The sequence below is a fragment of the Burkholderia sp. LMG 13014 genome, from assembly GCF_905232215.1.
In the GTDB taxonomy this organism is placed as follows: Bacteria; Pseudomonadota; Gammaproteobacteria; order Burkholderiales; family Burkholderiaceae; genus Burkholderia.
Genome location: NZ_CAJNKE010000414.1, coordinates 1 through 5,486 on the forward strand (window position 1 = coordinate 1; position 5,486 = coordinate 5,486).

Consider the following 5,486-nt stretch of genomic DNA (forward strand, 5'->3'; position numbering starts at 1 on the left):
GATCGCGGCCAGCGTCGCGAGGTACGCGACGATCTGGATGCCCGCCGGGCGTGCGGTATAGCCGATCAGCGTATGCAGCGCCTTGCCGACGATGCTGGTTTCCTTGAGCAGCCACGACGTATCCCAGATCACATCGCCCCACGACGGCACGAGGCCCGCCGCGAGCAGGAAGCCCACACACTGGCTGGCCATCCCCGCCGCAAGCAGCACGATCAGCCAGTTGGTGACGGAAAACAGGCGCTTCAGCGGAATCTGCAGCAGGCCCGCATACATCCCGTAGCCGAGCCCGGCGCCGCCCAGCACGCCGAGCAGCCCGCCGGCGATCATCTGCGGCGTCTGTCCCGGATCGCCCGCCGCGATGCCGTACAGGAACAGCACGGCCTCGGAGCCTTCACGCAGTACCGCGACGCCGACCACGATCGCCAGCCCCGTCAGCGGCTTGCTGCCGGCCGCGACGGCCCGTCCGACCTCGGTCATCTGCATCGCCATCTCGCGACCGTGCCGGCTCATCCAGATGCTGTGCCACGCGAGCATCAGCGTCGCGACGAACATCACGCCCGCGTTGAAGACCTCCTGCCCCATGCCGGACGCCCACTGCGAAATCACGTCGGCGAACGCGGCGATCAGTCCGGCGCCGATCACGCCGCCCACCAGCCCGCCGCCGACCCACCAGCCGCGCCGCGGCACGCCCTTCGTGGCGGCCATCACGATCGACACCACCAGCGCGGCCTCGAGCACTTCACGAAAGACGATCAGAGCGGTAGACAACATGGCGATATCGGCTTACTTGACGGTCAGGTGCGTCTTCGACTGCGCTTCGTGATACTCGTCGTGGAATTCGTACGTGCCGGCCTTCAGCGGCCCGACCAGGATCTCCACCGACTTGCCGGCGGGCACGACCTTCTCCGCCTTGAAGTCGTCGCTCTCGAATTCAGCAGGCGTCGCGTCGAGGTTCTTCACGACAAACTTCACCTTCTTGCCGGCCGGGATCGTCACGCCTTCCGGCGCAAACTTGTGATCCTTCAGGGTCAGGTTGACGACATCGTCGGCCGCGAATGCGGACGTTGCCGACGCGCCCAGCAGGGCCAGCGCGAAGCCGAAAGCGAAACGGTTCATGTAGGTAACGAATTGAAATATCGGATAGGATTGATACTAAGAGCGATTCGCATTTTCACCTCGCGTACCCTTACTCGCAATATGGTGATCGCACTTCATGGATCGACGTCGCGCGCGGCCCGGCAAGGCATCCGCCCTGCTTCGACCGGAACGCGTCGCCGTCAATCAGGACAAGTGCCGAATGACGTCGAAGGCCCGCCTGATATTCATCAGACCTGATTTTTACAACAGGCTGTCTCCGGAACCAGACGCCACACCGATTTCCGGCGACACGCGTACGCTTGACCTTCCCACCGTGGCAAGCTTCATGCTGTCGATGCTTGTCAATCGTCAACTCAGGAGAACACGATGGAATTCGAAGTCCAGGACATGACCTGCGGCGGATGCGCCAATGCCATCACCCGCGCGGTGACGGCCGCCGATCCCGCCGCGAAGCTCGACATCGACGTCGCGGCGAAGATCGTCAAGGTCGAATCGGCGCAAGGCGCCGAGCGCGTGCAGTCGATCATCGAAGCCGCCGGCTTCCACCCCGCGCTGCGCACCGCATAACGCCCGCCTCCGCGGGTGCGGGCACGCCGTCGTACGGCGCCGCGCCCGCACCCGGCAACGCGTCAGCGCAGCCGGATCAGCGTCGACTTCAGCTCGGTGTACTTCTCGAGCGCGTGCAGCGACTTGTCGCGGCCGTTGCCCGACTGCTTGTAGCCACCGAACGGGAAGTTCATGTCGCCCCCCTCGTCGTAGCAGTTCACCCATACGGTGCCCGCACGCAGCCGGCGCGACACGTCGTGCGCGGTCGTCAGGTTCGACGTCCACACGGCCGCGGCCAGCCCGTATTCCGTGTCGTTCGCGATCCGCACGGCCTCGTCGACATCGTCGAACACGATCACCGACAACACCGGCCCGAAGATTTCCTCACGCGCGATCTTCGCATCCGGCTTCACCTCGAACACCGTCGGCTCCACGTAGAAGCCGCCCGTCTCCGCCTTCACGCGCGCACCGCCGGTGACGAGCTTGCCTTCGCTGCGCCCGGCCTCGATATAGCCGAGCACACGCTCGAGCTGGATGCCGTCGACGATCGCGCCCATCGACACCGACGGATCGAGCGGATTGCCGGGCACGTACGCACGCGCGGCCGCGACGAGCTTCTCGATGAACGCGTCCTTGATGTCGCGATGCACGAGCAGCCGGGAACCGGCCGTACACATCTCGCCCATGTTGTAGAAGATCGCGCCGGCGGCAGCCTGCGCCGCACGGTCGAGATCGGGACAATCGGGCAGCACGATGTTCGGCGACTTGCCGCCGAGTTCGAGCCACGCCCGCTTCAGGTTCGACTGCGCGGCGTACTGCATGATCAGCTTGCCGACCGCCGTCGAGCCCGTGAACGCGATGCAGTCGACATCGCGATGCAGCGCGAGCAGCTTGCCGGGCTCGCCCGCGCCCGGCACGACGTTGAACACGCCGGCCGGAATGCCGGCCTCGTATGCGAGTTGTGCAACGCGGATCGCGGTCAGCGGCGATTTCTCCGACGGCTTCAGCACCACGCTGTTGCCGGCCGCGAGCGCGGGGCCGAATTTCCACGCGGCCATCAGGATCGGGAAGTTCCACGGCACGACGGCGGCCACCACGCCGACCGGCTCGCGCGTGACGAGGCCGACGAGATGGTGATCGGCCGGTGCGACCTCGCCGCCCACCTTGTCGATCGCTTCCGCAAACCATTCGACGCAGTACGCGGCGCCCGGCACGTCGACCGTCGTGGTGTCGCCGATCGGCTTGCCGGCGTCGAGCGTCTCGAGCAGCGACAGCTCGTCGAGATGCTCGCGCATCAGCGCGGCCCAGCGCAGCAGCACGGCCTTGCGCGCACGCGGGTTCAGCCCGGCCCACACGCCCGCGTCGAATGCGCGGCGTGCGGCGGCGACGGCCGCGTTCACGTCGGCTTCGCCGCAATCGGCGACCTTCACGAGCACGCGGCCGTCGATCGGGCTCACGCAGTCGAACGTCTTGCCGCCATGCGCGTCGCGCGACGCGCCGTCGATGAATGCGCGCCCTTCGATCTTGAGCGACGCCGCCTTGTCCTGCCAGTCAGCCAAAGTCAACTTGTTCATCAGGATGCCTCAGTTTTTTGGCATTCGCGATGCGGCACGCCGCTGCGCGTGACGCGCAGCCGGCCGGCAGCGAATGCAGTGACGCGCGGTGGGAAGGTCAGAAGGTCGCCGGCGAATTGGCCGAAACGACCTCGCAGATCAGGTCCGCGCTGGGATTGCGAAAACGGTGCGGCAAACGGCTCTCGAAGTAGTAGCCGTCTCCGGGGTCGAGCAGCCACGTCGCGCCGTCGACGGTCAGCTCGAGCCGGCCCGACACGACGACACCGCCCTCGTGCCCCGCGTGCACGAGCATCTCGGGCCCCGTATCGGCCTGCGGCTGGTAGATCTCGCGCAGGATGCACATGTTGCGGTCCTTCATGCTCGCGCCGACCAGATGGAACGCGAGCGTGTCGTTGCCGAGGTTCGGCATCTCGTCACGACGCGACACGACCGAACGCGAATCGACGAGCTCGAACGTGAAGAACTCCGCGAGACTCATCGGGATGCATTCGAGCAGCTTCTTCAGCGAGCCGACCGACGGACTCACGCGGCCCTGTTCGATCAGCGAGATCGTGCCGTTGGTCACGCCGGCCCGCTTCGCGAGTTCGCGCTGCGACAGGCCATGCTTGTTGCGCACGAAACGCAGGCGCTCGGCGACTTCGGTGGACATCGATTCGGTTTCGGACACGATAAGTGCGATGACAAAGTGAAACGACGCGGTGGACAGCCGTTGAATATTCTAATCACTTTATGCCGCGCATCAGCGGGGAAAACCCTGAAAGGCGTTCGAAATAATGAACACCCTGCACATTATTCCGTTTACGAATCTTTTGTTCGCACTGCTCGGGAAAGCCCTGATGTAGCGCCGTTAAAAAACATTTGACGCCGTTTTTGGCTCGTATATGCTGGCTCTCAGGTTAGCGTCATCAAGCTTTCATGGGCAGCAAAAACGTTATTGCAACGCAAAAATTGATGCCCATCAATGTAAATAACGCGTAACCGGCGCCTTGATTATTTTAAACGCCCAGCGCGTCGAAACGGTCAGGTGTTCAATACTTTCAACAACCCAGTCGAGTGTAATCGTGAGAGTCCGTGGCCCTCTGGTGAGGTGGGATCGAGGCGATGTGCGAAGTTTGCGCAGCGCGGCGTCCGCTTCCGACGACGGCAGTTGCGGCTGGCATAGTCCTCGCCTGCTTCATCTGTCGATCTACACCATCCTGTCCCGTCGTTCCGTTCGGCGTCACAACGCCGTATCCGCACGCGCCTTCGTCGCCGTCGATACCGACGAAGTGGCGTCGCTGCTGCCGTAGCGCCTCTCCTTTCTTTACGTCGTTCGTTTCATCAGCCGATTCGCCAACCGCATCGTCCATGCGGTGACGGAACGCGTTCGCGCATGCGTTGCTGCGTCGCGTATCGCGATGAAATGAACGACGGCCTGATCGTCGCGCGCAGCGCGGATCGCCACACCATCCCGTTGCGCCCATTCACCAGCGGCCCTGCGTCTCGCGCAAGGCTGCGGGGCTGTTGCACTCCGGCGTTTCGCCACATCCGGCAAGACGTAAGCAACAACCCTCCGGATAACTGATTGACGTCATGGAAAGAAGGAAACCCCTCGTCGGCATCACCGCCGACCACACGCAAATCGGCGCTCACGCGTCGCATACGGTCGGCGACAAGTACGTCGCCGCGATCGTCGACGGCGCGCAAGCGTTCGCGATGGTGCTGCCCGCGCTCGGCGAGCGCCAGTCGGTCGACGACGTACTCGACACGGTCGACGGCCTGCTGTTTACCGGCAGCTACTCGAACGTCGAGCCGCACCTGTATGGCGGCGAACCGAGCGCACCGGGCACGAAGCACGACCCGGCCCGCGACGCGACCACGCTGCCGCTGCTGCGCGCGGCGATCGCTGCTGGCGTGCCCGTGCTCGCCGTCTGCCGCGGCTTCCAGGAGCTGAACGTCGTCTGCGGCGGCACGCTGCACCAGCGCGTGCATGAAGTGCCGGGCTTCGCCGATCACCGCGAAGACGACGACGCGCCGATGGACACGCAGTACGGCCCCGCGCACGTCGTGCGCCTCACACCCGGCGGCAAGCTGCACGCGCTCGCCGGCGGCCGCGACGAAGTGCACGTGAACTCGCTGCACAAGCAGGGCATCGCACAGCTGGGCTCCGGCCTCGCCGTCGAGGCCGTCGCGCCGGACGGGCTGATCGAAGCCGTGAGCGTCGTCGATGCACCGGCTTTCGCCCTCGCCGTGCAGTGGCATCCGGAATGGCGCCATGCGCAGGACCCG

Annotated in this window: 7 protein-coding genes; 3 read left to right on the forward strand and 4 right to left on the reverse strand. The window is 65.0% G+C overall.

Annotated elements, in window-relative coordinates; genetic code table 11:
* A partial coding sequence (locus tag JYJ84_RS27475; RefSeq protein ID WP_205189695.1) for an FTR1 family protein occupies nucleotides 1-771 on the reverse strand: 771 nt, incomplete at its 3' end.
* Nucleotides 772-783: 12 nt separating this feature from the next.
* Nucleotides 784-1,116, reverse strand: coding sequence for a cupredoxin domain-containing protein (locus tag JYJ84_RS27480; protein ID WP_122946432.1), 333 nt, complete (start codon nucleotides 1,114-1,116; stop codon nucleotides 784-786).
* A 348-nt stretch (nucleotides 1,117-1,464) separates the two neighbouring features.
* On the opposite strand from JYJ84_RS27480, the gene JYJ84_RS27485 reads away from it, so the two are divergent.
* On the forward strand, nucleotides 1,465-1,665 hold the full coding sequence (locus tag JYJ84_RS27485) for a heavy-metal-associated domain-containing protein (RefSeq protein ID WP_021162112.1): 201 nt from the start codon (nucleotides 1,465-1,467) through the stop codon (nucleotides 1,663-1,665).
* Nucleotides 1,666-1,727: 62 nt separating this feature from the next.
* On the opposite strand, the gene JYJ84_RS27490 is transcribed toward JYJ84_RS27485, so the two are convergent.
* Both JYJ84_RS27490 and JYJ84_RS27495 read right to left on the reverse strand, forming a co-directional pair.
* Nucleotides 1,728-3,218 carry an aldehyde dehydrogenase gene (locus JYJ84_RS27490; protein WP_122946433.1) on the reverse strand — a complete coding sequence of 497 codons (1,491 nt, stop codon included), beginning with the start codon at nucleotides 3,216-3,218 and terminating at the stop codon, nucleotides 1,728-1,730.
* A gap of 97 nt (nucleotides 3,219-3,315) precedes the next feature.
* Nucleotides 3,316-3,867 carry a cupin domain-containing protein gene (locus JYJ84_RS27495; protein ID WP_043185160.1) on the reverse strand — a complete coding sequence of 184 codons (552 nt, stop codon included), beginning with the start codon at nucleotides 3,865-3,867 and terminating at the stop codon, nucleotides 3,316-3,318.
* 454 nt (nucleotides 3,868-4,321) lie between these two features.
* On the opposite strand from JYJ84_RS27495, the gene JYJ84_RS37975 reads away from it, so the two are divergent.
* Together JYJ84_RS37975 and JYJ84_RS27500 are read left to right on the forward strand one after the other, a co-directional pair.
* The gene (locus tag JYJ84_RS37975) at nucleotides 4,322-4,507 is read left to right on the forward strand and encodes a hypothetical protein (RefSeq protein WP_043184603.1); all 186 of its coding nucleotides are present in this window, start codon (nucleotides 4,322-4,324) and stop codon (nucleotides 4,505-4,507) included.
* Between the two features lie 283 nt (nucleotides 4,508-4,790).
* The coding region (locus tag JYJ84_RS27500) for a gamma-glutamyl-gamma-aminobutyrate hydrolase family protein (protein WP_205189696.1) at nucleotides 4,791-5,486 on the forward strand (696 nt) is incomplete at its 3' end.